The sequence below is a fragment of the Rhizobium sp. BK377 genome, assembly GCF_014193935.1.
GTDB lineage: Bacteria > Pseudomonadota > Alphaproteobacteria > Rhizobiales > Rhizobiaceae > Rhizobium.
On record NZ_JACIAC010000002.1, the window covers coordinates 549,092 to 574,365 of the forward strand.

21 protein-coding genes are annotated in these 25,274 nt (G+C 60.7%); 9 read left to right on the plus strand and 12 right to left on the minus strand.

What is annotated here, in order from left to right; translation table 11 throughout:
- Nucleotides 1-106 precede the first annotated feature (106 nt).
- Complete coding sequence (locus tag FHT92_RS11475) at nt 107-1,897, plus strand: chloride channel protein (RefSeq protein ID WP_183826235.1); 1,791 nt, start codon at nt 107-109, stop codon at nt 1,895-1,897.
- Here FHT92_RS11475 and FHT92_RS11480 read toward each other — a convergent pair.
- Nucleotides 1,883-2,980, minus strand: coding sequence for an adenylate/guanylate cyclase domain-containing protein (locus tag FHT92_RS11480; RefSeq protein WP_246735239.1), 1,098 nt, complete (start codon nt 2,978-2,980; stop codon nt 1,883-1,885). The genes FHT92_RS11475 and FHT92_RS11480 overlap by 15 nt on opposite strands.
- 241 nt (nt 2,981-3,221) lie before the next feature.
- Nucleotides 3,222-3,521: a DUF1330 domain-containing protein gene (locus tag FHT92_RS11485; RefSeq protein WP_183740391.1), complete on the minus strand. Its 300-nt coding sequence runs from the start codon at nt 3,519-3,521 to the stop codon at nt 3,222-3,224.
- 103 nt (nt 3,522-3,624) lie between these two features.
- On the opposite strand from FHT92_RS11485, the gene FHT92_RS11490 reads away from it, so the two are divergent.
- On the plus strand, nt 3,625-4,119 hold the full coding sequence (locus FHT92_RS11490) for a MarR family winged helix-turn-helix transcriptional regulator (RefSeq protein ID WP_183740394.1): 495 nt from the start codon (nt 3,625-3,627) through the stop codon (nt 4,117-4,119).
- Between the two features lie 42 nt (nt 4,120-4,161).
- On the opposite strand, the gene FHT92_RS11495 is transcribed toward FHT92_RS11490, so the two are convergent.
- Nucleotides 4,162-4,932 carry an SDR family oxidoreductase gene (locus FHT92_RS11495; RefSeq protein ID WP_183825038.1) on the minus strand — a complete coding sequence of 257 codons (771 nt, stop codon included), beginning with the start codon at nt 4,930-4,932 and terminating at the stop codon, nt 4,162-4,164.
- Nucleotides 4,933-5,034: 102 nt separating this feature from the next.
- Nucleotides 5,035-6,489: a cobyric acid synthase gene (locus tag FHT92_RS11500; protein ID WP_183825041.1), complete on the minus strand. Its 1,455-nt coding sequence runs from the start codon at nt 6,487-6,489 to the stop codon at nt 5,035-5,037.
- Nucleotides 6,490-7,148: 659 nt separating this feature from the next.
- Here FHT92_RS11500 and FHT92_RS11505 point away from each other — a divergent pair.
- Entirely contained in the window at nt 7,149-8,147 is a 999-nt protein-coding gene (locus FHT92_RS11505; RefSeq protein WP_183825044.1) for a glycine betaine ABC transporter substrate-binding protein, read from the plus strand.
- Between the two features lie 33 nt (nt 8,148-8,180).
- Entirely contained in the window at nt 8,181-8,531 is a 351-nt protein-coding gene (locus FHT92_RS11510) for a hypothetical protein (RefSeq protein ID WP_183825047.1), read from the plus strand.
- A 6-nt stretch (nt 8,532-8,537) separates the two neighbouring features.
- Here the strand turns inward: FHT92_RS11510 and FHT92_RS11515 are convergent, their stop codons facing one another.
- The 3 genes from FHT92_RS11515 to FHT92_RS11525 all read right to left on the minus strand — a co-directional run bounded on the left by FHT92_RS11515 (nt 8,538) and on the right by FHT92_RS11525 (nt 11,201).
- Nucleotides 8,538-8,693, minus strand: a complete 156-nt coding sequence (locus FHT92_RS11515; protein ID WP_183740405.1) for an entericidin — start codon at nt 8,691-8,693, stop codon at nt 8,538-8,540.
- 95 nt (nt 8,694-8,788) lie between these two features.
- The gene (locus FHT92_RS11520) at nt 8,789-9,688 is read right to left on the minus strand and encodes a LysR family transcriptional regulator (RefSeq protein ID WP_183740407.1); all 900 of its coding nucleotides are present in this window, start codon (nt 9,686-9,688) and stop codon (nt 8,789-8,791) included.
- 106 nt (nt 9,689-9,794) lie between these two features.
- Nucleotides 9,795-11,201, minus strand: a complete 1,407-nt coding sequence (locus tag FHT92_RS11525) for a DUF882 domain-containing protein (RefSeq protein ID WP_183825050.1) — start codon at nt 11,199-11,201, stop codon at nt 9,795-9,797.
- Nucleotides 11,202-11,490: 289 nt separating this feature from the next.
- On the opposite strand from FHT92_RS11525, the gene FHT92_RS11530 reads away from it, so the two are divergent.
- The 5 genes from FHT92_RS11530 to FHT92_RS11550 all read left to right on the plus strand — a co-directional run bounded on the left by FHT92_RS11530 (nt 11,491) and on the right by FHT92_RS11550 (nt 16,865).
- Nucleotides 11,491-12,795, plus strand: a complete 1,305-nt coding sequence (locus FHT92_RS11530) for a hemolysin family protein (protein ID WP_183740412.1) — start codon at nt 11,491-11,493, stop codon at nt 12,793-12,795.
- Between the two features lie 144 nt (nt 12,796-12,939).
- Entirely contained in the window at nt 12,940-14,841 is a 1,902-nt protein-coding gene (locus tag FHT92_RS11535; protein WP_183825053.1) for a potassium transporter Kup, read from the plus strand.
- Nucleotides 14,842-15,051: 210 nt separating this feature from the next.
- Entirely contained in the window at nt 15,052-15,219 is a 168-nt protein-coding gene (locus tag FHT92_RS11540) for a hypothetical protein (RefSeq protein ID WP_183740418.1), read from the plus strand.
- A gap of 116 nt (nt 15,220-15,335) precedes the next feature.
- Nucleotides 15,336-15,539: a hypothetical protein gene (locus FHT92_RS11545; RefSeq protein ID WP_183825056.1), complete on the plus strand. Its 204-nt coding sequence runs from the start codon at nt 15,336-15,338 to the stop codon at nt 15,537-15,539.
- 303 nt (nt 15,540-15,842) lie between these two features.
- On the plus strand, nt 15,843-16,865 hold the full coding sequence (locus tag FHT92_RS11550; protein WP_183740424.1) for a GlxA family transcriptional regulator: 1,023 nt from the start codon (nt 15,843-15,845) through the stop codon (nt 16,863-16,865).
- Nucleotides 16,866-16,973: 108 nt separating this feature from the next.
- Here the strand turns inward: FHT92_RS11550 and FHT92_RS11555 are convergent, their stop codons facing one another.
- From FHT92_RS11555 to FHT92_RS11575, 5 genes are all read right to left on the minus strand, one after another.
- Nucleotides 16,974-18,305, minus strand: a complete 1,332-nt coding sequence (locus FHT92_RS11555; RefSeq protein ID WP_183740426.1) for a diguanylate cyclase — start codon at nt 18,303-18,305, stop codon at nt 16,974-16,976.
- Nucleotides 18,306-18,506: 201 nt separating this feature from the next.
- Nucleotides 18,507-19,337 (minus strand): response regulator, encoded by an 831-nt coding sequence (locus FHT92_RS11560; protein ID WP_183740429.1) that lies wholly within the window; start codon nt 19,335-19,337, stop codon nt 18,507-18,509.
- A 164-nt stretch (nt 19,338-19,501) separates the two neighbouring features.
- On the minus strand, nt 19,502-22,015 hold the full coding sequence (locus FHT92_RS11565) for an FAD-dependent oxidoreductase (protein ID WP_183825059.1): 2,514 nt from the start codon (nt 22,013-22,015) through the stop codon (nt 19,502-19,504).
- Between the two features lie 235 nt (nt 22,016-22,250).
- The gene (locus FHT92_RS11570) at nt 22,251-22,526 is read right to left on the minus strand and encodes a hypothetical protein (RefSeq protein WP_183825062.1); all 276 of its coding nucleotides are present in this window, start codon (nt 22,524-22,526) and stop codon (nt 22,251-22,253) included.
- A gap of 100 nt (nt 22,527-22,626) precedes the next feature.
- Nucleotides 22,627-25,245: a mechanosensitive ion channel family protein gene (locus tag FHT92_RS11575; protein ID WP_183825065.1), complete on the minus strand. Its 2,619-nt coding sequence runs from the start codon at nt 25,243-25,245 to the stop codon at nt 22,627-22,629.
- Nucleotides 25,246-25,274: the final 29 nt, after the last annotated feature.

Below are 25,274 nucleotides of genomic sequence, written 5' to 3' on the forward strand. Positions count from 1 at the left end.
ACGTCACAAAAACTTTACGCCTCCGTCGGTATTTTGCCGCAATTGCCGCCCATGCGGATGCCGGCTCCGCCCTTGACCCCCACTCCTGCCGCCTACTTTCCCCATGATGCTCTCCCGAATGGATATTCGCCGCCTCGGCCCTCTTGGCACAGCCTTCGATCCGGGACGCCTGCGCGCGCTCATTCGCCACAGCGAGGTGGGCATGGTCTTTGCCGGCGCGCTTGTCGGCATCGTATCGGGGCTTGCAGTCACTGCCATGAGCTATGTCTCGGAAGAGATGCACAGCCTGATCTTCGGCATAGACGGCACGACGAGGCTCAGCGCCTCGCAGATCGACAGCAAGTTTCTACTGATGACCGCCCCGGTTGCCGGCGGCATGCTGCTCGGCCTCTTGCTCTTCATTCTCGCCAAATGGCGCAAGAAGCCGATGGTCGACCCGATCGAGGCCAATGCCCTGCACGGCGGCCGCCTCTCGCTGACGGACAGCATCCTCGTCGCCATCCAGAACCTCGTTTCCAACGGCTTCGGCGCATCCGTCGGCCTGGAAGCCGGTTATACGCAGCTTGCGGCCGGCATCGCCTCCAAATTCGGCCTGAAACTGCAGCTGCGCCGCGCTGACATGCGCGTCCTCGTCGGCTGCGGCGCGGCCGGTGCGATTGCTGCCGCCTTCAACGCGCCGCTGACCGGGGCCTTCTACGCCTTCGAGCTGATCATCGGCACCTACACCATCATCTCGCTAACGCCTGTCGTCGTCTCGGCGCTTGTCGCAACCCTTGTTGCGCGCCTTCTTGCCGGCAGCGATTTCATTATCGATGTCGGCAGTTTCGGCGCTGTCCAGCCGGCGGACTACGTGCCGGCCATCGCGCTCGGCGCCTTCTGCGCCGGCGTCGGCATCCTCATCATGCAAGGCGTCTCCTTCGTCGAGGAACTGGCGCGCAAGAGCTCCATCGCACTGCCCTTCCGCCCGGCGCTCGGCGGCATCGTCGTCGGCCTGCTGGCGCTGGTCTCGCCGCAGGTGCTGGCCGCCGGCCACGGCGCGCTGCATCTGAACCTCTCCCACGAGATCACGATTCCTGCTTTGATCGGCCTCTTCCTTCTGAAATCGGTGGCATCCGCCGTCTCCATCGGCTCCGGCTTCAGGGGTGGCCTGTTCTTCGCCTCGCTTTTCATGGGCGCGCTGCTCGGCAAGCTCTTTGCCTATTCCGCCCCCTATTTCGCCGATGCGACGCTGACGCCCGTAATCTATGCCGTGGTCGGCATGAGTTCGCTCGCCGTCGCCGTCATCGGCGGGCCGCTGACAATGACCTTCCTGGCGCTGGAGATCACCGGCGACTTTCCGATCACCGCTCTGGTGCTCGCCGCCGTCATCACCTCCTCGCTCGTGGTGCGCACGACCTTCGGCTACTCCTTCGCCACATGGCGCTTTCACTTGCGCGGCGAAAGCATCCGCAGCGCCCATGATGTCGGCTGGATCCGCAATCTCACCGTCGACAAGCTAATGCGTTCAGACGTGAAGACGGCAAAACTCGGGATAACGCTGGACGCGTTCAAGGAGGCTTTCCCCATCGGCTCGACGCAGCGCGTCATCCTCGTCGATGAGGGTGACAAATATGCCGGCCTCGTGCTCGTGCCGGAAATCTACGCCAACCCCACCAGCGCGCAGGACGAAGCCCAGAATCTCGGCGATTTCATCCGCTATAAGAACGATTTCCTGCAGCCGCAGATGAACGCCAAACAGGCGGCCGCAATCTTCGACAAGACGGAAAGCGAAGCGCTCGCCGTCGTCAACAACCTCATCGAGCGCAAGGTGGTCGGCCAGCTCAGCGAAAGCCACACGCTGCGCCGCTACAGCGAAGAACTCGACCGCCGGCGCCGCGAGGTGTCAGGCGAGATCTGAGGCTTTTGCCACCGATTTTCGAGCGGATGCTACAATCGGATCCGCGAGCTTGAACACGTCGGCCTTCCTCGAAACGCCGCGCAACTCGAACGATCCCAGACGTTCGCAGGCGACACCGCAGGCAGCCGCGAAGCTTTCCGACATCAGAAGCGGCTGGCCGAGTTCGCCGCAGAGCTTCTCGATCCGCGAGGCCTCGTTGACGGCCCTGCCGATCACGGTGAAGTCGAGCCTGCCGCGGGCGCCGATATTTCCGTAAAACACTTCTCCGAGGTGCAGGACGACGTCGACACCGATGTCAGGCCCACCCTTGCCTGTCCGCTCCCGGTTCAGCACCTCGTTGGCCTTCAGCATGTTCCGGGCCGAGGCGAGCGCTGCACGGCAAGCCTTTTCGGGATCATCCCCTTCCCCGCTGCCGATCGGAAAGATCGCCAGCACGCTGTCGCCCATGAATTTGAGGATCTCCCCGGAATTTTCCTCGACATGCCTGCCGATCAACTCGAAATGTGCGTCCAGAACCCCGGCGATTTCGCTCGACTGATAGACCTCGGTCAATGCTGTGAAATTCCGGAGATCCGCAAGCAGGACCGCAGCATTGATGGATCCGCCCTTGCCTCTCTGGGCCTCGCCCGCAAGGATGCGTGCGCTTGTCCTGGCGCCCGTGTAGACAGCCAGAATATCGGCAGCGGTTTTCGATGCAGCCATGCGGTAGCAGGCAAGCCCCAGAGCCGGAATAAGCTCTGCGACGGTCGTCAGCTGCTCGTCGGAAAATCCACCCGATGCGTCGCTGGTCAGCGCCAGGCTGAAGCCGCGCAACGCGACCTCCTTCGGAAACTCGAAAATGCTGACCACGTGATCGGTGGCTCCGGCAAGCGCGAATTCCTTGAGCCGCGGGTACTCGAGCCCCTCTCCGTCCGCCAAATTCCAGCGCCCCTTTCTTTCACCGCGGCTCAGCAGATGGAATGTCGGCGTTCTCTCGAAGTTGCGCTCTTCGATCCCGCCGTGTTCGGAATTTTCGATGGTCGTTGTCCCACCTCGCACGAAATTGGCTGAGACGCCGCGGTACATCGGATGAAGGGACGGCATCGTTATACTGGCCCGCCAGATCGGAAAGCCCTCCGCGATCAGCCGCTCGCACAAGCCTGCAACGAGGTCGCCAATATGCTCGCTCGTGATTCCCTGCTCTATAAGCCAATGAATATGATCGCTAATTTTGGAATCTCCACATGGACCGTCACAATCCTATGATCGCGAAATCGGGCAAATGGGCGGCGTTTCCGAACCGCGCCGCCGCACCGTCAGGAGATCGCCGCGCCGGCTGAAGTTGCTAGCCATCGAGTCCAGCGACGACGACCGCCGGGCAGGCACGCAGAGAATGATACCTGGCATCATCTTCATTCGCCTGTTTTACCTCGTCATACCACTCGCGCGCGATGGAGGCGGTGCGGAATTCGATGATGACGAGCCTGTTCATCTGACGGTCTCCCTGAACCGCCTGGACCTTGCCTCCACAGGATCGGACGTTGCCTCCATGGAACGCCACGTCGGGTGATATGCATGCGAGATAATCATCGATCGCCTGATCTTCGATATCGGGATGGATTTCGAGAATGAAATACGCGCTCATCGATCTCTGCCTCTGACAGGGCCGGACAGCCATGCGAGAGTATCGACATGACGCCGACGATTACTTAGAATATCGAAACAATTAGTTCGGAGATCTAAACGTTTTGCCGCAAAAGTCAACCGGCCGCCTCGCGCGCTACATTCCGACGGTCCAGCTGTTTTCGGCCAGGCTCGTGCTGTTCCATCAGAAGATGGCCGAAAAGGTTGGTTTGACCGGCACCGAATTCAAGTGCTTCCGTCTGCTGGAGCAACTCGGCCCGCTGTCCATGACGGCCCTGTCGCGCGAGGTCGGGTTGAAGGTCGGAACGGTCAGCGGATTGATCGACAAGCTCGAGGCGACCGGCTTCGTCGTCAGGCGACGCGATAAGACGGACAAGCGCCGCCTTGTCCTGGTTGCCTGTCCCGAGGCCTCGGCACGCGCCAGCTCGCTCTATGAGGAGCATGGCGAGGCGATGGCCGCACTGCTGGAGACCTACAGTGAGGCCGAGTTTAATCTGCTGCTGACGTTCCTGACCGATATCGGCAATGTCCTCGCCCGGACCTCATCCGCAACATCGGAAGAACCGCCTCCTGAACCAATCTCCACACGTTCAGAGTAGAAGCAGCACAAATGCCGCTAGGATCGTGGCGGACATTTCCGCTCACATCCTGACCGTCATGCCGCCGTCCACGGTCAGCACATGCCCATTGACGAAGGAGGCAGCACTGCTCGCAAGAAACAGCGCCGCGCCGGCGATCTCATCCGGGCGGCCCCAGCGCTGGACCGGAATGCGCTGGCGCACGAAGGGCATCAGTTCCTCGTTCGCAGCCATAGCGGCATTCGTCTCGGTGGCGAACCAGCCGGGTGCAATCGCGTTGCTGGTGATGCCGTGCGGGCCGAACTCGACCGCCATGCCGCGCATTAGGCCGGTCAGGCCCTGCTTGGCCGCCGGATAGACGCAGTCGCCGGGCATGACGACATGGCCACTGATCGAGGTCACCGCGATCAGGCGGCCATGATTATGCCGCTTCATCAGCGCGGCGGCATCCCGCGAGAGCGTCGTCGCAGCCGCGAGATCGGTGCGCAGCAATTCGATGATGGCATCGTCGTCGAATTCGGCCAGCGGCCGCCTGTCGCGGGCACCGACATTATTGATCAGGATATCGAGACGGCCATGGAGCTTTTCGATGTCGGCCATCAGCCCACGCTGGGCTTCTCGGTCGACGATGTCGAACGCGGCCGCCTGCGCCGTGCCGCCGGCGGCGCGGACCGTCCTTACGGCATCTTCCAGCGTCGCCGCCGTCCGTCCGGTAATGATGACATGCGCGCCGGCCTCGGCAAGTGCGCGTGCCATCTCGAAGCCCAGGCCGCGGCCGCCGCCGGTCACGAGCGCCACCTGGCCCGCCAGTGAAAATCTATCCAGTATGCTCATGGTTTTCATCGCTCTCGACCGGCTGCATCGGAACAATTAATGGACTCAGTCAACTAATTTGGCAATAGGTGAACGACGCTGATGAACGCGCGCACATCCGGCCTAGCCGAGCAGCCCTGCGAGCCAGCACGGGTCGAGATATTGCTCCAGGCCGGTTGCGACCTCGTCGAGCGCCCGGTCGACGCTCTCGCGATAATTGCTGCCTTCGCCTGAGAGGCCAAAGCTCTGAAGCAGCCGGGCGCGGTAGGCGTCGCTGCCGAAGAGGCCGTGCAGATAGGTGCCCATGATACGGCCGTCGGCCGAAACCGCGCCGTCGGCCGATCCATCCACTATCGCCGCCGGCCGCGCGCAATCAGCCCCTTGCGTGACACCGAGGTGGATCTGATAGCCTGACAGCGGCACCTCATATTCCGCCGAATGGGCAGAGCTGTTGCGCACCGTCTTCTCAGGCGCCATTTCCGTCTCGACATCAAGCAGGCCAAGCCCTTCGATCTCTGTCGTCGTACCCTCGATGCCGAGCGGGTCATACACTTTGCGGCCGAGCATCTGGTACCCGCCGCAAATGCCGATCACCCGGCCGCCGCGCTTCACATGGACGGCAAGGTCGCGGTCCCATCCCTGCGCCCTGAGATCGGCAAGATCCGATATGGTCGATTTCGAGCCCGGCAGGATTATGAGCGCGGCATCGGTTGGCAGCCGCTCGCCAGCGCGCACGAAGACGAGCTCGACGCCACGCTCGGCCCGCAGCGGATCGAGATCGTCGAAATTGGCAATGCGCGGCAGTACCGGCACGGCGATCTTCAGCGCCCCTTGCTCGCCCTTCACCAGCCGCTCCAGTACGACGGAATCCTCGGCAGGCAGCCGCCCGGCCGCCTTCAGCCAGGGCACGATGCCGAAGCAGGGCCAGCCGGTGAACTGCCCGATGGATGCAATGCCGTCGTCGAACAGGCTTACATCGCCGCGGAACTTGTTGATGATGTAACCCGAGATCATCTTGCGATCTCCCTCACTGAGGATCGCATGCGTGCCGACCAGCGAAGCGATAACCCCGCCGCGATCGATATCGCCGACGAGGACGACAGGCACATCCGCCCGCGTCGCAAAGCCCATATTGGCGATATCGCCGGCCCTGAGATTGATTTCGGCGGGAGAGCCTGCCCCCTCGACGATGACGAGGTCGGCCCCCTCGGACACCTTGGCGAAACTCTCCAGCACGAAAGAGATGAGCTGCGGCTTCAGCCGCTGGTAGTCGCGCCCCTTTGCCTGCCCGAACACCCTGCCCTGCACGATGATTTGGCTGCCGTTTTCCGACTGAGGCTTCAGGAGCACCGGGTTCATATGCACCGATGATGGCGTACGGGCCGCAAGCGACTGCAGCCATTGCGCCCGCCCGATCTCGCCGCCGTCGTCTGAAACCGCCGCATTGTTCGACATGTTCTGCGGCTTGAAAGGCAACACCTTCAGCCCGCGATTGGCCGCCAGCCGGCAAAGCCCCGCCACCAGCACCGTCTTGCCGACATCCGAGCCGGTTCCCTGCAGCATGATGGCTCTGGTCATTGGCGTCATCCGTGAAGCATTTCCCGCAGGCCTACATGCGGGCCGAGGACGGGTCAACAGAGGCCCGGAAATGCGAAAACCGCGATCAGGCGATAAAGCCCTACGCGGTTTGCCGTAAACGCTGGCGTCTTCACCCCTACACGATGAAGCTCGCGTTTTCCGGGACGCAATACCTGATCCGGAAAAGCAGCGGTTCTCCCCGCTGCGCATCAACAGATAACGGCACATTCTTACCGGATGGTTATTGAAGGCCCAGCCGGATGTGAATTTCGACTTTTTTTGAACTTTTCGAAGCTGCCGCTGATGGAACCGCTTCCAGCCCTCTCCGCAGACATGCATTTCCGCCCAATCGCACCCAAAATGGCCACATCGAGGAATGCCGGCATAAATTATTCAGATTCAATAATTTAGTAAGATTGCAACCTGGAAAAGAGAGTTGATTTCTGGTGGTAAATCCGTAGGTTTGCTCGTGATGAGCCATCGACAGAAATGGCCAGGGACGAGCCGCCGGAAGCCAGACGAACGGCGCCGCAGACGGGAAAACCCGATCGAGCCATATTCCGTCCGGGCGATCGGCAGTTTAAGCGGCGCAGAGATATGCCGGCTAGTTACTCCCGGCGCATGCCGCGGTCGATCATATAAAAATTCGGGGAAGCATAATGAAGGCATTTTTCACGTCATTCATCCTTGCCGCCTGTCTTTATGCCGGTATTGCAGAGGCGCAAGCGGCCGGATGCGGCAAAGTCTCGATCGCCAAGATGAGATGGGGCTCTGCCGCCATTGCCGCGAGCTTCGACAAATACATCCTGGAAAAGGGCTACGGCTGCTCCGTCACCATCGTCGATGGCGACACGCTGCCGACCTTGGCTTCCATGAGCGGCAGCGGCACGCCTGATATCGCCTCGGAATTCTGGGTGAAGGCGGTCAAGCCGCAACTCGACGCCGCCATCAGCGCCGGGCGTTTGGTCAAGGGCGCCGAAATTCTGGCGGATGGCGCGGTCGAAGGCTGGTACATTCCGAAATTCATCGCCGACGCAAATCCGGATATCCTCTCCGTGCAGGACGCGCTGAAGCATCCGGAACTCTTTCCCGATACCTACGACCCTTCGCGCGCCGCTGTCTACAACTGCCCAGAAGCCTGGGCCTGCGAGATCTCGACCGCCAATCTCTTCAGGGCGCTCGATGCCGATAAGCTCGGCTTTACGCTGATCGACAGCAGGACCCCTGACGATTTCGACGATTCCATTGCCCGCGCCTTCCAAAACAAGGTCGGCTGGCTTGGTTACTACTGGTCGCCGACATCAGTCATCGGCAAATACGACATGAAACAGCTGGGCTTCGGTGTGCCGCACGATCAAGCCGAATGGGATGCTTGCACCTCGGTGCCTCATTGCGCCAATCCCAAGCTGAACGCTTACCCGGTGTCGCAGGCCTTTACGCTGATGACCGGGGCTTTCGCCGACCGCGCCGGCCCCGTCATCGCCTACCTGAAAGCCCGCAGCTGGGATAACGAAACCATCAGCCAAGTCCTCGCCTGGCAGGATGAAAATGGCGAGGACAACGAGAATGCGGCCCTCTATTTCCTCGAGAATTACGAGGAACTCTGGAGCCGCTGGATTCCGGCCGATGTAGCCGAAAAGGTCAAGGCCAGTCTATAAGCCTTTCTGACAATAAGGACTGGACGATTCGTTATGACTGGCACGGTGCCCTTTCCCGATCGCGATACTGTCGCGGAAAAACTCGCGGTGCTCTCGGAAACCGACAAATCCTACCTGTCGCTGCTCATGGAAAATCCGATGCAGGACGATAACCTGCTCGCGGGCCTCTATCGGCATCTCGATCTCGCCGCCGCCGCGCGTCTTCTCAACTCGCTGAAGCTCGAAACGCTCGGCAAGTGGATCGGCGAAGCTGCACCGGACCGGCTGCAGATCAGGTTGATGGAAGCAGCACGCTCCAGCCAGCACCCGGCCTATGCCGCATTCCGGACCGGGCTGACCCGATCCGGCGGCCTCGAAAAAGCCTATCCGACTTCAAAAATCTGAAACTAATTATCTTTTCGCTGCGCGGTCGACACTGCGGCCGGCATCCTGCGTGGCGTTGACGGCATTTGCCGTATCCCTGCCCATGCCTTTGATCGTGTTGGCGCAGGAAGAGAGCGCAAGAAGGATCATCAAGGCGGATGCGATTTTACCCGTGGTCGTCATTTGCGAAATCCTTTTGTGAAATCAACCCCGAACGGCTGAAGCCGTCCGGGCGGGATAACGCATTCGTGAGCGAAAAGTTCACCGGCTAACCGAATTCAGGCGGCGGCCGCTTTCGATCTCTCGGCGAAGGATGCCCGGATGCTGTCGGCAACCGTCTCGATCGGCCCCGTCATCTGCGATGCGGTCAAAAGCTGGATGTCGAAAGACCCCAGTTCCGGCAGGCCTTCCTGAATGCCAAGGATCGCCATGTCCTCGCCGATATACGAGAGCGGCAGCGGCGCGATGGCCAGATCGGAGACCACGGCGGCGCGCTGAGCCATCGTGTGGGCGCTGAGATAGGCGACGCGATAGGGCCGCCTGTTGCGCTCGAGCTGGGTGATCGCCTCTTGCCGCCAGATGCAGCCGTCTTCCCAGATCGAAATCGGCAGCGGGTCGCGCCGATGCGCCGAGCCGCATTTGGCGCCAGCCCAGACGAGCCGTTCGCGATAGACGACTTCGCCGTTGGTGGGGAAAGGCCGCGTAGCGCAGTTGATGAGGGCGAGATCGAGACGCTGCTCCTCCATCCGCTTTTTGAGGCCGATGCTCATGTCGATCGTCACGTCGACCATGATGCCCGGATAGGTCTGCGCGAAGCTCTTCAGGACCTGCGGCAGCAGTCGCTCGCCGATATCCTCCGGCGCGCCGAGACGTACCACGCCGCTGAGCTCGGGCATGATGAAGCGCGACACCGCCTCATTGGAAAGCGCCAGGATGTTGCGCGCATAAGACAGCAGCATTTCGCCGTGCTGCGTCAGCGTCACCGAGCGCGCATCGCGGCGAAACAGCATGACGCCCAGCTGCTCTTCGAGCTTCTTGATCTGCATGGAAACGGCTGATGGGGTGCGGAAGACGGCTTCGGCCGCAGTGGAAAAATTACCGGTCTCTGCAATGGCGACGAAGGTGCGCAGCACGTCATTGTCGAGCAGAGGAATGGGACGGCGAAACGGGATGGTCATCGTCACATCTTTCAATTTTTCTGTATGACAGAGGTTATCATCGCATTTGATTGAAAGTCAATCTGCCCCTATTTTTATAGGGCGACTACCACAGAGCTTATTGGATTCAACCCTCGCTGCCGAAACGGCTGGTCATGAAGCCGGTTCCAGCCGCATCTGAGGCAACTGTTCTGCCCTTGCCGACACCCTTTGGATAAGTGTTGCCGATCATAGCAGGCGCCGTAAGTTCAACTGGCGTTTCCGGCGACCGCACCGCCCAGGCAATCAGCGCTCGTGCGGACATCTCGCCGACGCCGCCCGCGACATTTGCCGACGCGGAAACCGGCAACATCGCGATCTGCTCGGCTGTCGGTGCGGGATGGGCCAGCCGGTCGGCGATATCTGAAGTATTGGTGGGCTTGCGACCGACGACGAAGCGCGTGAAATCGGCTGCGGCCGGCTGGACGGATGCCAGTACCGGCGCGACCGCGGGCACGGGTGCGGGCGTCTCGCTCTCCACGGCCTCGATTTCAACAGGCCGCAGCACCGGGAGTGGAACGGTGAGTGACGCAAGATCGGCAAAGGCGCGGTCGGCAACCGCCCTGTCCTCGGGCTTGACAAGTTGCGGCGCCAATCCGATCTCGGCCCGCTTCTGCGGCGTCGGCAGCATGGCTGTGACGAGGCTTCCGGTTACCACCGGATCGGGCGTCTTCGCCGGCAGAGCCGCACGTGCCGCCAGCGCGCTCGATGCCGCTATTGTCGGCGTTGCTGGCGTATCGTCATCCTCATCCTCGCTTGCGGCAATCTCGATCGGTGCGGTGCGGATGCCCCTCTTGCGCTCGGCAAGCGCCACCTGATAGCCCGGCAGCGGCCGCCCGTCCGCCGGCAGGTGGATCGTGTGCCCGTCCGGGAACAGACGCGCAAGCTCCTGGCGCGACATGCGCGGCCAGGCGCGCACATTGCCGACATCGAGATGCACGAAGGGTGAGCCCGATGTCGGATAATAGCCGACGCCGCCGACCTGCATCTGCATGGCAAGCGCGCGCAGCGTCGCAAGCTTGACGCCCGGAATATAGAAATCCATCGCCTTGCCGAGCATGTGCTGGCTGCGCTTGGCGACACCGGTATTGCGCGAGCGGTTGCGCAGCATGTTGTTCGTCGCCGGCGAGCGATAGGCCGAGACGACGTGGATCGCCTCCTTCGCCCCGCTCTTGCGATAGACCTCCCAGACGAGATCGAGCAACCGCGGGTCCATCCTGGCCGGCTCGTTTCGCCGCCAGTCGCGCAGGAATCGGTTGATCTGGTTCAGGCCGCGCTGGTCGAATTTGCCGTTGCGCTTGAAGACGATCGTCGCCCGCTCACCCGTATGCGTGAAGTAGAGTTTCAGTGCCCGGTCTTCGGCCGCCGCCTCGCCCGATCCGGCAATGACTGCAAAAACGAGGGCCGCGGCAATCACCATGCGATGGGCGACGACAGACAAAAACCACACAGAGGCGGTCGTCGGAATGGCGGCGATGGCTTGATGAAGGGACACAGGCTTCGTCCTTGGTGCGAGACACGAAAACATCACAGGCACCGCACAGGCGGGCGGTGTTAAGCCTTCATTATGGTCAACAGATCCTTAAGAGGCGGTTTATGAGCCGCGGATTACATGAGGCGCCGTTTCAGGGGAGATGGTCACGGGCTTCGCCAGCGGCACCGGCTGGGAGGAATCCCGCCATATTTATCTTGCCAACAGCCCATGATCTTCGCTGCGAACCCTCGCAAAGCGAGGCGAGATCGCATAGTTTCGACGCAGCATTATCAGCAAAACAGGCCAAAGTTTGTTTACCGAAATAGCCATCGTCGTCCTTCTCACCATTCTCAACGGCGTCCTTGCAATGTCGGAGCTCGCAATCGTCTCCGCCCGCCCGGCACGCCTCAAGGTCATGGCCGACCAGGGAAGCGGGGGAGCGCGACTGGCTCTGCGCCTGGCTGAAGATCCAGGCCGTTTCCTGTCGACGGTCCAGATCGGCATCACCCTCGTCGGCGTCCTGTCAGGCGCCTTCTCGGGCGCAACGCTCGGCGCGCGATTCTCCGCCTGGCTTCTGGCGCAGGGCATTCCCAATGCCTGGGCAGACGGGCTCGGCGTCGGTACCGTCGTCGTGGCGATCACCTATCTCTCCCTCATCATCGGCGAACTGGTACCTAAGCAGATGGCCCTTCGTGCACCGGAAGCCGTGGCAGCCAGGGTCGCGCCAACGATGACCTACCTGTCGAAAGCGGCCCTGCCCCTCGTCTGGCTGCTCGACGGCTCGGGCAAGCTCATTCTCGCCCTGCTCGGCCAGTCCGGAAAGAATGCCGACGGCGTCACCGACGAGGAAATCAAGACGGTTCTCGCCGAAGCCCAGAGCGCCGGTGTGATCGAAAGCGGCGAATCCGCCATGATCACCGGCGTCATGCGCCTTGCCGACAGAACGGCGCGCGCGCTGATGACGCCGCGGCGCGATGTCGAGCTGATCGATATCGAGGATTCCGCCGAGGAGATCCGCAACACCATCCAATCGACCTCGCGAACGCGACTGCCGGCTCGCAAGGGCAGTTCGGACGAGATTCTCGGCGTCCTCGCCGTCAAGGATTATTACGACGCCCATGCTGCCAGCCGGTCGGTCGACATCATGACGCTGGTGCGGGATGTTCCGATCATCTCGGACCTCGCTCCCGCCTCCTCGGTGATCGAGTCGATCCGTAAGTCGCCGCAGCATATGGTTCTGGTTTTTGACGAATACGGCCACTTCGAGGGTGTGATCACTTCGGGCGACATCCTGGAATCGATCATGGGCGTTTTCGGCGACGCGGCCTCCGGCGAGGAGCCGGCAATCAGGCGGCGCGACGACGGCTCCTACCTGGTTTCCGGATGGACGCCGATCGACGAGTTCTCGGAATTCATGAATTTCCCTGTTGATGACGACGTCGAATATCAAACCGTCGCCGGTCTCGTTCTGGAAGAGCTGAAGCACCTGCCAGAACTGGGGGAGAGCTTTGTCAAGAACGACTGGAAATTCGAGGTGATCGACCTCGACGGGCGGCGCGTCGATAAGGTTCTCGTCAGCGCGCTGTCGAAGAGCGAGGCAAGGGCAGAGAGCTGATCGGCACTGCAGGGCCGCGAGCTAACAGCCAGCAGCAATGCGTGACGCGAGTGCCATTCTCAGGCTGGCGCCCCATATCTTTCGTTCCGAACAGCAATCAAGGCCGAACAGCAATCAAGGCCGAACAACAATCAAGGAACGCCCATGTCCGTCACTACCCACGACGCAAGCCGGTCCCATCAGAGCCAGCAGAAATTTGCTGCCCTGCTGCTCGGGGCGATCGGCGTGGTCTATGGAGATATCGGGACGAGCCCGCTCTATGCCTTCCGCGAAGCGCTTCGGCCCTTCGTCCATGACGGCGTCACGCCAAACGAGGTCATCGGTCTGATCTCGCTGATGATCTGGACACTGACGATCATCGTCACGTTCAAATACGTGCTGTTTCTTCTGAGGGCAGACAACGAGGGCGAAGGCGGAACCCTTTCCCTGCTGGCCCTTCTCATGAAAAAGACCAGCCGGCACGCAACCATCTTTTTCTTCGCGGGCATCATTGGTGCCGCGCTTTTCATCGGCGACGCCATGATCACCCCTGCCCTATCGGTGCTGTCGGCGCTCGAAGGGCTGAAGCTCGTAACACCGGTCTTCACGCCCTATGTCCTGCCGATCGCCATCGCGATCATGCTGCTGCTGTTTTTCGTCCAGTCAGTCGGCACCGCGTCGGTGTCGAAGCTCTTCGGCCCGATAACGCTGCTTTGGTTTCTCGTGATGGGCCTCGGCGGACTTATCCATATCGCCGACGATCCTGCGATCTTCGCAGCGCTCAATCCGCTCTACGCCTTCGACTTCATCACCCATGCGGGCCTCATCGGCCTCGTGGTCCTCGGCGCCGTCTTCCTCACCGTGACGGGGGCGGAGGCGCTTTATGCCGACCTCGGCCATTTCGGCAGGAAACCGATCCAGGCGGCCTGGTTCGCCGTAGTCTTCCCGTCGCTTGCGCTGAACTATCTCGGCCAGGGCGGGCTGGTGCTTGCCAACCCGCAGGCTGCGTCCGATCCGTTCTTTCTGATGTTTCCCGAGTGGGCGATCCTTCCGGTGGTCATCCTTGCCACCGCAGCCACCATCATCGCCAGCCAGGCAGTCATTACCGGAGCGTTCTCCCTTGCCCGTCAGGCGATCCATCTTGGCTTCCTGCCGCGGCTCGAGATCTGCTTCACCTCCGCTTCCAACACCGGCCAGATTTATGTCCCTGCCGTCAACATGGGGCTTCTTTTGGGTGTGCTTGCGCTGATCTTCGCATTCGGCTCCTCCGAGGCGCTTGCCACCGCCTACGGGATTTCGGTCACGGGCGCGATGGTCGTGACGACGATCCTGTCCTTCCAGTTTCTGCGCGTCATCTGGGGATGGAACGTGCTTACGGCCCTGGCGGCACTCCTGCCGCTCCTTCTGCTTGAAAGCATCTTTCTCGGCGCAAATCTCCTGAAGATCCACGACGGCGGCTATGTCCCGGTTCTGATCGCCGGTGGGCTGATGATCATGATGTGGACCTGGAAAAAGGGAACCTTGCTGGTGCGGGAGAAATCCGCAAGGAGCGACGTACCCTTGATGCAGTTCCTCGCGTCGATCGAACGGAAGTCGGATCACGCACCCGTCCAGGTTCCGGGCACCGCAATCTTCCTGACCAGCCTTCCCGACATGACGCCCGGCGTGCTCCTCCACAATCTGAAGCACAACCGCGTCCTCCACCAGCGTAACGTCATCCTCAACGTGAAGACCGCACCGCGCCCCTATGTGGCGGAGACGGACCGGGTGACGATCGAAAGGCTGTCCGAGCGCTTCATCAAGATCCAGCTCCTGTTCGGCTTCATGGAAGATCAGGACGTTTCCAAAGCCCTGCCGCTCTGCCGCAAGGCAGGCTTCGATTTCGAGATCATGTCGACCTCGTTCTACGTCGGCAGGCGCAAGCTCGTCGGCGATCCGAACACCGGCCTTCCTGCCTGGCAGGACCGGCTCTTCATTGCCATGGCCGGCTTCGCCATCGACCCCTCGGACTATTTTCAGCTTCCCAGCAACCGCGTGGTGGAGCTTGGCGAACAGATGGTGATCTGATGGGGCTGCGTGGGCCGTTCACGCTCGTCCATCCATGATACGTCGCAGAACAGGCTCGAAGCGCTGCCAAAGCAGCCTGGAGGCATGATACGCGCGCCCCCATCTTTCAATTTCTCTGAACCTAAGGCCCAGTTCATTTCATTTGTTTGAACTAGCTTCGATACCTATATTGTAGTTGTAACGATGAGGCTGAAGAAAAGGAGGCCGATCATGTTGCAGACAGTAGGCTTCAATATCCTTCAGGCTTTCTTTGCTTTTCGCGCCCGCATGTTTCGGGTGGCGGCACGTGAGCATATCAGGCAGGAAATGAAGCATTATCCGCCGCATCTTGCGGCCGATATCGGCGCCCTGCCCGCTCTCGATGAGCAGCAGCGATAGTTCAAAATCGCTTATGGTACTCATGAAATCTATTCGTTTGAATGATGAGTACCACAAGCGCATATTTCACTTCAAGGATACGGCGATTCCGTATCTAGCAATGAAAGGAAACGGCAATGACCTCGATGACTTACAGAGATGGCGGCAAGGGCCTGTCGTCCTATCACGGACATTCCTCGCTCGGTTCCTATGCCGGCAACCTTGTGCGCGCATGGCGCAGGTGGCAGACGGAACGCCAGATCGAATCCATGCCTCTCGACATCCGCAAGGATATCGGCTGGCCGAGCGCCGATGAGACCGGCAAGGATAGAGCTCATTAAAGATAGGGCTCATGAATGCAATACAATGCAATGAATGCGACATACCTCCCGAGCTAAAAGGCGGTGCCTGTCCCAAGCAGCACCGCCTTTTTCATATCCGCCGCTTGGCCTTTCCCCCGGAAATTTCATAGGACTACAGTGCTGCAGCGACGCCTTTTGCTTCGCTTGCGCCGCAAATCACCTGTGATGTCGCAGATTTGCTCTTCCTAGCCGCATTTATCCATGCCAGTGTCGCTTTTGAAACATCGGAGCGACGCATTCCACGCGACCAATAGGCAGTCGCCCTCGAGCATGGATTTTCTAATGAACAAGATGCAGCTCAAGAAACGTTCCGTAGTCTTCTTCATGGTCCCGCAATTCACCATGCTGCCCTTTGCGGCGGCGGTGGATACCCTGCGAATTGCAAACCGCATGCTCGGCTATCAGGCCTATACGTGGCGCCTGAGCTCGGTCGACGGCGAAAAGGTCTACTCCTCCTGCGGCATCGGCGTGGAGGCCAATTCCTCGCTTGCCGAAGAACGCCGCCATCTCGGCGGCGAAAACCGGCCGGGCATGGTGCTCGTCTGTTCCGGCATCGATGTCGAGACCTTCAACAATAAATCCGTCAATGCCTGGCTGCGCGAATCCTATAATCGCGGCGTCGCCGTCGGTTCTCTCTGTACGGGCGCGCATCTGCTTGCCCAGGCAGGTCTCCTGAACGGCAAGCGCTGCGCGATCCACTGGGAAAACCTGCCGGGTTTCTCCGAAGCCTTCCCGCAGGCCGAGGTCTATGCCGACCTCTACGAAATCGACAACAATCTCTACACCTGCGCGGGCGGCACCGCCTCGCTCGACATGATGCTGAATCTCGTCGGCGAGGATTTCGGCGAAAGCCTCGTCAACCGCATCTGTGAGCAGCACCTGACCGACCGCGTGCGCAATCCGCACGACCGCCAGCGCCTGCCGCTGCGCGCCCGCCTCGGCGTCCAGAACGCCAAGGTGCTGTCGATCATCGAACTGATGGAAGGCAATCTCGCCGAGCCGCTGTCGCTCCTGGAGATCGCCGAAGGGGCCGGCCTGTCGCGCCGCCAGATCGAGCGCCTCTTCCGCCAGGAAATGGGCCGGTCGCCAGCCCGCTACTATCTGGAAATCCGCCTCGACCGCGCCCGCCACCTGCTGGTGCAGTCCTCAATGCCGGTCGTCGAAGTCGCCGTCGCCTGCGGCTTCGTCTCCGCCTCGCACTTCTCCAAGTGTTATCGTGAACTCTACCAGCGCTCGCCGCAGCAGGAGCGCGCCGATCGCAAGATGACCATGGCGACGGCCCGCCAGCAGGCGGTTGCGGCTTGAGCCCTCACTTTCGTCATGCTCGGGCTTGTCCCGAGCATCTGCCGCCGGTCGTGTTTTGACACGTGATTAGATTCTCGCGACAAGCCCGGGATGACGACCGGAGACCTCTTACTGCGCCGCCTCTTCCGTCATCTTGGCATCGGAATAGACCAAATTCCGCCCCTTGTGCTTGGCCATATAAAGGAACTGGTCTGCCGCATTCAGATGGTTCTCGAATGTCTCGTAACCAGCGATCTCGGCAACGCCGATCGATACCGTCACCGACAGTTCCTCATCGTCGGCGGTCACTTTGAGGCGGGAAATATCAGAGCGGATTTCGTCGCAGAGCTTGGTGGCGGCCAGCGAATCCATCTGCGGGAATAGGATTGCGAATTCTTCGCCGCCGAGGCGTGAGAGAAGATTGTCGCTGCCTTCGAAGATCGTCTGCAGCCTGTCCGCGACAGCCTTCAGCACCTTGTCGCCGATTTCATGGCCATAGGTGTCGTTGAGGCGCTTGAAATGGTCGATATCGAGAATGGCCACCGCGCTCGACATTTTCAGTCGCAGGCACTCGTTCACCAGCTTCGGGCCGTTATCGTAGAAATAGCGGCGATTATAGAGTCCGGTCAGGTAATCGCAGGCAGCCGCTGCGCGCAGCTGCTTCATCTGTGTCAGCGTCTCGACATTGTTGGCGATGCGGCACTGCAGCTCTTCGGCCACGAATGGCCGATAGACGAAATCGCTGGCGCCTGCCTTCAGGAAACTTGCCGACAGCATGCGGTCGTTCGAGGAGGAAACGCCGATGACGCGCATCTTGTCCGAACCGAAACGGTGGCGGATGCGCCGCGTCAGTTCATAGCCGCTCATGTCGGGCATGTGATGGTCTGTGACGACCAGTTCGATATCGCTATAGGCTTCCAGTGCCGCAAGCGCCTCGAGGCCGGAATTCGCTTCCACCACCAGATATTGCTGAGCTCGCAGGAGATCGACCAGCACCTGGCGGGCAGACGACACGTCGTCGACGACAAGTACCCGCGTCTTGCGGTTCATGATCGCCCGCCGCACGGTCGCGACCAGATTGTCGAGCGCGAATTCGTTATCCTTCAGCACATAATCGATGACATTGCGCTCGAGGATGCGGGCGCGCGTATTGAGATCGAAGGTCGCGGTGAAGACGATGGTCGGAATATTGTGCTCGATCGTGCAGTCGAGCGCCTCGCCATAGGGCGAATCCGGCAGGTTCAGGTCAACGACAGCCATGCTGCAGCCGTGGCCGTCCTGCGAGAGCGCTTCGCGCAATGCCTTCAGTGAGGAACAGCAGACAACGCTGAGGTTGAGTTCTGTCTGGAACCGATGGCAGAGCACAGCGGAAAACATCCGAGAATCCTCAACCAGAAGTATGCGGATTCCTCCGAACCGAGGACCTGCATTCTCTTGCTGAAAATCCCCCTGGAATGTCACAGCTGCCTACCCCTCCGCACGCGCGAGGGGGCCGACTCGCCCCCTCTTGCCGTGCCGGACGATAGCCGAGGCCTCCCCTTCCGTGAAGAGGCAAATGACGGCAGCAACACCTGCGATTGCAAAAATATGAACTTCCGTCATGTCTTTCAGGTGTGGGCCGCTCACTGAACCGTTTCCCTGCACCCGATCTTTGCGGCAGGGTCAGGCAACAGCCCGTTCCTTGCGCATGGACTGGATCTGCAAAAGCGTATCCAGGTTCTGGTTGACGCGGCAGTAGAACTCTTCGTCGATGAACGGGCGCAGCATGAAATCGTTGCCGCCGGCCTTCAGGAATCGCGCCGAAAGCAATCGGTTGGAAGAGGAAGAAACGCCGATGATGCGCAGCTCATGCGAGCCGATCGTGGCGCGGATGCGGCGCGTCAGCTCGAAACCGTCAATGTCGGGCATGTTGTAGTCGGTAATCATAAGCCCGATATCGCGGTTGGCCTTGAGGATCTCCAGCGCCTTGGCGCCGCTCTCGGCGGTGCTGACGCGGAAATTATAGCGCTTCAGGCGGCTGGACAGCAACGCGCGGGCCGTGGCGCTGTCGTCGACGATCAGCACGTGATGACGATGGTTGGTCAGGAACCGGCAGATCGATTCCGCCAGGAGATCAACGGCAAAGACATTGTCCTTGAGAATGTAGTCGACGATATCCTTGGCGAGCAGCTTATCGCGCATGCCTTCCTGGAAGGTGCCGGTAAAGACGATCGTCGGGATCGACAGATCGACCAGATACTCCAGAGCCTCGCCGTTTTCGGCGCCCGGCAGGTTGATGTTGGAAATCGCCAGCGTGATCGGATCGGAAGACTTGTCGTAGGAAAGCTGCAGATCTTCGAAGGTGCGGCAAATCTCGACCTCAATATCGAAGAGCTCCTTGAGGCGCTTTCCGATCATCGATGTGAAGACGTTTGAATCTTCAGCAAGGATAATCCGTGCACCGGCAAACATTTCTCCGGAATATTGCATCCCCGAAATACCTAGAAACGCCATGGCAAACCTTTAAATGGAATTTTGTCCCCGAACGAAACGGTTACATGAATTCATTTGAACAATTATTAATCGAGCTGCCACAGCCGGCTACGAAAAAGGCGGCCGATGATGCGGCCGCCCTTTTCTTCTTCATATGCTTAAGAAACTAAAACAGATAGCGACGCTCAGGCACGGAGCGCCGCATTCTCCGTGTCGAACGGGCTCTCGCCAACGACGGTTGCATTATAGGTGGTGCCGAGGATCTTGATCTTCAGCCTCGTGCCTTCCTTGGCATAATCGGGCCGCAGCATGGCAAGCGCGAGCGAGCGGTTGATGCGGAAACCGAACGTACCGTTGGTGGCGCGGCCGACGAGCTCGCCCGCCTCGTTGTAGATCGCCTCGGAGCCGCGCGCATCGACATCGTTGCCGGTCTCGACGACGAGCGTGGCGAAGTTCCACTTCAGACCCTTTTCCTTGTAGGAAAGCAGGCCCTCGCGGCCGAGGAATTCCTTCTCCGGCTTGATGAAGCGGTCGAGGCCGGATTCATAGGCGTTATACTCGATCGACATTTCGCGCGGGATCAGTCGGTAGGACTTTTCGACCGACATGGAGAGCATGGCGCGGATGCCGAACGGCTTGATACCGAATTCGGCGCCGGCTTCCATCAGCTTGTCGAAGATGTAGTTCTGCATCTCGATCGGATGATGCAGCTCCCAGCCGAGCTCGCCGACGAAATTGACGCGCAGCGCATGGGCGTTGGCAGCACCGACCGAGATCTCCTTGCCCGAAAGCCACGGGAAATCCTTGTTGTCGAGGCTGGTATGCGTCAGCTTCTTCAGGACATCGCGCGACCTCGGACCTGCAAGCACCAGCACGCCATAGGCCTGGGTGATCGGTGTGAACTTTACGCTGCCGTCTGACGGCAGGAGCTTGCGCATATAGTCGTGGTCATGCGCCTCGTAAGCGCCGGCCGAGACGAGGTAGAACGTGCCGGGCGCGCTTTCATAGACGGTGAATTCCGAGCGCACGCCGCCTTCCTTGGTCAGCATGTGGCAGAGAGCGATGCGCCCGCGCTTCTTCGGGATCGCATTGGCAAAGATCGATTCCAGCCATTCCCGCGCGCCGGGGCCGGTCACAAGTGCCTTGGCGAAGGCCGACATATCCAGCACGCCGACGTTCTTGTGAACGTTCATGACCTCATTGCCGACATGCTCGAAATAGTTCGAGCGGCGGAACGACCATCTCTCCAGAATGCGGCCGTCTTCGGTCGGATCCGAATGATTGTGGTTGGTCAGCACGTCCGCGCCGACGCCGATTTGGTCCTTCGGCAGATCGTAACCTTCGGGCGCAAACCAGTTGGCGCGCTCCCAGCCGTAGACGGAGCCGAAGACGGCGCCGAGCTTCTTCAGGCGGTCATAGACAGGCGTCGTCTTCAGCGGGCGGGCGGCAGCGCGCTCCTCGTCCGGATAGTGCATGGTGAAGACGTTGGCATAGGCCTCCTCGTTCTTGGCGATGAGGTAGCCTTCCTTGGCATAGGGGCCGAAGCGGCGCGGATCGACACCCATCATGTCGACGGTCGGCTCGCCGTCGACGATCCATTCGGCAAGCTGCCAGCCGGCGCCGCCGGCGGCCGTGATGCCGAAAGAATGGCCTTCGTTCAGCCAGAAATTCTTGAGGCCCGGTGCGGGGCCGACGATCGGGTTGCCGTCGGGCGTATAGGCGATGGCGCCGTTGTAAACTTTCTTGATGCCGACTTCGCCGAAGGCCGGCACGCGGGCGATCGCCGTTTCGATATGCGGCATCAACCGGTCGAGCTCTTCCTGGAACAGCTCGTACTCGCTGTCGTCGGAGGGACCGTTGACGTAACAGACCGGCGCGCCCTGCTCATAGGGGCCAAGCAGCAGCCCGCCATTTTCCTCGCGCATGTACCAGGCGCTGTCGGCTTCACGCAGCACGCCCATTTCCGGCAGGCCCTGTGCCTTGCGGGCCAGGATATCGGGATGCGGCTCGGTGACGATATACTGATGCTCGACCGGAATGACCGGGATATTGATGCCGACCATCTCGCCGGTCTTGCGGGCGAAGTTGCCGGTGCAGGAGATCACGTGCTCGGCGGTGATCTCGCCCTTGTCGGTCGTCACCTTCCAAAGCCCATCCGCCTGCTGCTCGATGGCCGTGACCGTCGTGTTACGGTAGATCGTGGCGCCATTATCGCGGGCACCCTTGGCAAGCGCCTGCGTGAGATCCGCAGGCTGAATATAGCCGTCATCGGGATGCTGGATCGCGCCGAGCAGCCCGTCGGTTTCACAGAGCGGCCAGATCTCCTTCACCTGCTCCGGGGTCAGGATGTTGACCTTGACCCCGATCGTCTCGGCAATGCCGGCATAATACATGAATTCGTCCCAGCGATCCCTGGTGCGGGCGAGACGGATGTTGGAGACCTGGCTGAAACCGACATTCATGCCGGTTTCCTCTTGCAGTTCCTGGTAGAAGCGGACGGAGTATTTGTGGATCTGGCCGACCGAGTAGCTCATGTTGAAGAGCGGCAGCAGGCCCGCCGCGTGCCAGGTCGAACCCGACGTCAGCTCCTTGCGCTCGATGAGCACACTGTCGCCCCATCCCTTTTTCGCAAGGTGATAGAGCGTCGAAACACCGACCACGCCGCCGCCGATGACCACTGCCCGCGCATGTGACTTCATGGAGAAATACCCTCTTTTATCTGACATCCGGCAGTCCCTACCGGATGAACTCCCAATATCCGGCGGCTCAAGCCGGACGAACCATTGTCGCGAACTATGCAGCGAGGCCTGCGTCATGAGAGGCCTGTTTACGACATGGGAAAAGCTTGCCGCGACGGGGCGCAAATAGACAAGCGTCAAAACCGCGAGGCTCAAAAATTCCTAAAAATCTATAATGGCCGGGCCGAAGCCGCCGTCACTTGACGACGGCGGAACCCCTGACGATCTCGATCGTCTCGTCGCCGGAAAGCCCTATATGATCGCCATCAGGCGTCGTCATGAAGCAGCCGGAAGGGCAGACGCGTTCGGATGCGCCGGCATCGACGACGACCTCCACACGGTTGCCGCCTTCGGTGACGGTCAGCACCACGGCTGCGTCATCCTTATTGGTGACGGAGGCGGCCAGCGCCAGAGGTGCCGCGGAAAGGAGAAGAAGAAATGCGACTGCGGATCGTGTCACGGTATGCGACATGGGCTGTACGCCCTCCCCTGGAGCGCTCGTCGCGGCACCAGCCGCGATCGATTGCAGAGGTTATAGCGCAAGACCCGTGAATGAGCGCTGAATGACCCGTTCAGCCTTTGAGCTTGCCGTCTGCCGTCTTGCCGCGCAATTGGCGCACCGGCCGCTCGTCTTCAACCGCTTCTATTTCCTTGCCCTCGTCTTCGGTCGTCGCCTCCTCGGGCTCATCAGGCTTTTGGACAAGCACCTTCTCCGCATCCGCATTCGCCTGCCGGTGAATGGTCAGATCGCTCTGCGGCAGCGGGATCTCGATGCCCTCCGCCTTGAAGCGCCTGAGGATCTCGATCCTCAGATTGTTGCGCACCGTCAGGCCGTCGCCCATATCGGCCAGGAAGAAGCGCAGCTCGAAATCGAGCGAATAAGGCCCGAAGCGCAGGAACTCGACATGCGGTTCGGGGTTGCGCAGGATGAGCGGCACGGCCGCCGTCAGCTCCAGCAGAATATCCATCACCTTGCGCGGATCGGCCTCATAGCTGACAGAGACCGGAATTTCCGAACGTCCGAGCTTGTTGCGATGTGTCCAGTTGCCGACGAGCCCGTTGATGAGTTCCGAATTCGGCACGATGATCGACTGCTTGCGGAAGGTCTCGATCTCGGTCGCGCGCACCGAGATGCGCTTGACGATGCCTTCGGCCGTTCCCGAAACGACATGGTCGCCCACCTTGAAGGGGCGTTCGACGAGCAGGATCAGGCCGGAGACGAAATTCGACACGATGTTCTGCAGGCCGAAACCGATACCGACCGACAGCGCCGAGGCGACGAGCGCAAGGTTGGAAAGATCAATGCCCGCCGCCGAGATGCCGAAGATGGCGGCCACGCCGACGCCGAGATAACCGATGCCCGTCTTGACCGAATTGCGCACGCCGAGATCGACATGGCTGCGCGCCATGACATTGCTGTCCAGCCACTTCTGAACCCAGCGCGTCGCGAGATAGCCGCCGGCAAAGAGCAGGATGCCGGTGAAGATACCGAGCAGCGAAATGTTGATGCCGCCGAGCCGCACCTCGGTGAACAGCCGGTAGGCTAGCAACTGCAGGTCCTGCACATGGAAGCCCCAGAGCAGCAGAATCAGCGGAATACCGGTCAACAGTGCCACCGCATAGATCAGCAGGCCGACCACCAGCCCCACCTGATCGATCGCGACAGGCCCGAGTTTGAAACGGGTTTCCAGGAAACGCCCGAGGAATGTATCGGCGAAATTGTCCTGCCGCGACACCGCCTTGCCGAGCAGCAGGCCGATATAAGTGGTCACCACGATGGCACTGGTGATGATGAGCTGGGTGGCGACGAAACGCGCCAGGCCCACGTAACCCGAGAGTGCCGCAAGGATGAGGCCCGCACCGAAGACCCTCAGCAGGATCGCCATGCCGCGCGGCCAGTGGCGGCCCGGCGCATCGGGATCGCCATTCTTCGCCAGCATCGGCTTTCCGAATGACACGGCAATCAGGATGATACCGATGATCAGCGCCGCAAGCAGGCTGCGCACGACGGTCAGGACCAGCGGCGATCCCATCGCCTCGCCGATGGCGCCGAAGAGATAGTCGAGCGCGTTGACGACGGCCATGGCGATCAGGCAGTAGCCGACCGAGCGTGCGCCGAGATTGGAAAGGCGCACCAGCCGCCAGGACGGATCATTCGGGGCAAAGACCGCGTTGACGAAGCGGCCGACGAAATAAACCAGGCCGATAGAGCCGAAGAGCGCGCCGATGACAGGCGTGATATCGCTCCGCAACACGTTGAAGCCATCGAGGAAGATCAGCGACGTCACCAGCAGCGCATCGAGCGAAGCCGTGCGGATCAGCGTCGACCAGAAGGCGAAGGAAAGGCGGCTGATATAGGACGGTTCTTCGATATTGACGTTGCGCCGCAGATACTGGCCGAAAAGTCTGTAACCGCCGGAGAGCAGGATCAAGGCCGTTGCGAGCGACAGGAAGATCGCCGCAAAGAGCGACAGGCTCTTGAACTTCCAGACGAAGGTGATCCAGCTCGAAAATGTCTGGGAGAACTCGCTCGCTTCCCGAACGAAGGCGCTGCTCGCATCGTCGAAAACGGAGAGGGAGATTTCGGTGCGCCGGAACAGCGTCGCAGTGAAGAGCTGGCGGCGCGTCGCCGTGATCACGTTGGAAAGCTTGGTGATTGCGATCGACAGGTTCTCCGCGTCACCCGTCACGGCATTGATCTGCGAGCGCTCCGATGTCAGTGCATTGCGCTCTTCGGTAACGATCTGCGCTTCCGGCGGCTGCCCGTCCTTCGGCGGTTCGCCGAGTTCGGCAAGGCGGCTCTTGATCTGGTCGAAACGTGGGCGCAGGCTGACGGAGGTGGCGATAACGCCGCGGCCGAGTTCATCCGCTTGGCCGGCAAGCTCGACCAGAGCGTCATCATTATCGGCATTCTGCTTGACGCGATCCTGCAGCGAGGCAAGCTGGCTCTTGGCCTTGTCGATATCCTTCAGCGCCTGATCGAGCGCGCTGTTTGCAAGCGGCGGCTCGGCCGGCGTCGTTTGCGCCGGGACTGGCTGAGTTTGAGAAGGTTGAGAAGGCGCCGCCTGCGTCTGGGCCCCGGCCGGAGTCTGCGGGGCCTGTGCGACGGCCGCCTCTCCATCGAGATGCAGGCCGGCAACAGCCAGCGACAGCAGGAGAACGGTGCGAAGCAGCCAGTGTGTCAAGCGCAAGATGTCCCCGCGTGGATTCGTCTCATCAG

Coding starts and splice junctions, on each gene's coding strand:
- FHT92_RS11475 (WP_183826235.1), top strand. CDS start 107: ATGCTCTCCCGAATGGATATTCGCCGCCTCGGCCCTCTTGGCACAGCC.
- FHT92_RS11480 (WP_246735239.1), bottom strand. CDS start 2,980: ATGCCGTCCCTTCATCCGATGTACCGCGGCGTCTCAGCCAATTTCGTG.
- FHT92_RS11485 (WP_183740391.1), bottom strand. CDS start 3,521: ATGAGCGCGTATTTCATTCTCGAAATCCATCCCGATATCGAAGATCAG.
- FHT92_RS11495 (WP_183825038.1), bottom strand. CDS start 4,932: ATGAGCATACTGGATAGATTTTCACTGGCGGGCCAGGTGGCGCTCGTG.
- FHT92_RS11500 (WP_183825041.1), bottom strand. CDS start 6,489: ATGACCAGAGCCATCATGCTGCAGGGAACCGGCTCGGATGTCGGCAAG.
- FHT92_RS11505 (WP_183825044.1), top strand. CDS start 7,149: ATGAAGGCATTTTTCACGTCATTCATCCTTGCCGCCTGTCTTTATGCC.
- FHT92_RS11510 (WP_183825047.1), top strand. CDS start 8,181: ATGACTGGCACGGTGCCCTTTCCCGATCGCGATACTGTCGCGGAAAAA.
- FHT92_RS11515 (WP_183740405.1), bottom strand. CDS start 8,693: ATGACGACCACGGGTAAAATCGCATCCGCCTTGATGATCCTTCTTGCG.
- FHT92_RS11520 (WP_183740407.1), bottom strand. CDS start 9,688: ATGACCATCCCGTTTCGCCGTCCCATTCCTCTGCTCGACAATGACGTG.
- FHT92_RS11535 (WP_183825053.1), top strand. CDS start 12,940: ATGTCCGTCACTACCCACGACGCAAGCCGGTCCCATCAGAGCCAGCAG.
- FHT92_RS11540 (WP_183740418.1), top strand. CDS start 15,052: ATGTTGCAGACAGTAGGCTTCAATATCCTTCAGGCTTTCTTTGCTTTT.
- FHT92_RS11545 (WP_183825056.1), top strand. CDS start 15,336: ATGACCTCGATGACTTACAGAGATGGCGGCAAGGGCCTGTCGTCCTAT.
- FHT92_RS11550 (WP_183740424.1), top strand. CDS start 15,843: ATGAACAAGATGCAGCTCAAGAAACGTTCCGTAGTCTTCTTCATGGTC.
- FHT92_RS11560 (WP_183740429.1), bottom strand. CDS start 19,337: ATGGCGTTTCTAGGTATTTCGGGGATGCAATATTCCGGAGAAATGTTT.
- FHT92_RS11565 (WP_183825059.1), bottom strand. CDS start 22,015: ATGAAGTCACATGCGCGGGCAGTGGTCATCGGCGGCGGCGTGGTCGGT.
- FHT92_RS11570 (WP_183825062.1), bottom strand. CDS start 22,526: ATGTCGCATACCGTGACACGATCCGCAGTCGCATTTCTTCTTCTCCTT.